The organism is Streptomyces sp. NH27, from assembly GCF_056859195.1.
This window is the reverse complement of the sequence record NZ_JACEGK010001114.1, coordinates 1-401: the sequence shown is the minus strand read 5'-3', so window position 1 is coordinate 401 and position 401 is coordinate 1. Positions and strand designations below refer to the sequence as shown.

1 pseudogene is annotated in these 401 nt (G+C 77.3%); it reads left to right on the top strand.

Annotation, left to right across the window (positions count from 1 at the left end):
* Positions 1 to 401: pseudogene (locus AC13HU_RS38295) on the top strand (hypothetical protein); the annotation flags it as partial.

Here is a 401-nt window from a genome sequence, read left to right as displayed (position 1 = left end):
GCAGAACACCGGCCCCTCCGGCTTCCGTTCCGACGTCTTCGGCGGCCGCTCCGGCCCCGCGCCGCGGCACGGCGGCGGCCCCGCCGCCGGCGAGTCCCCGGCGGCAGGCTCCGGCGGTCCCGGCGACACCAGCCAGTTCCCGGCCGTCCGCGCCGACGGCGGCGCGCCCGCCGGCCAGGACGACGGCTCGCAGAACCGCCTCCCGCAGCGCGGTTCCCGCGGCGCCCAGGGCGCCCCCGGCAGGAACACCAACGACCAGAGCGGCGGCCGCCCCGGTGACACCGGTTCGTTCCCGGTTTCGGGTGGTCCGGGTGATACGAGTCAGTTCCCGGCCGTGCGGAATGAGGGTTTCCCGCAGGGTCAGGGGCAGGGTCAGTCGCTGGGTCAGGGTGGCGGTCGTC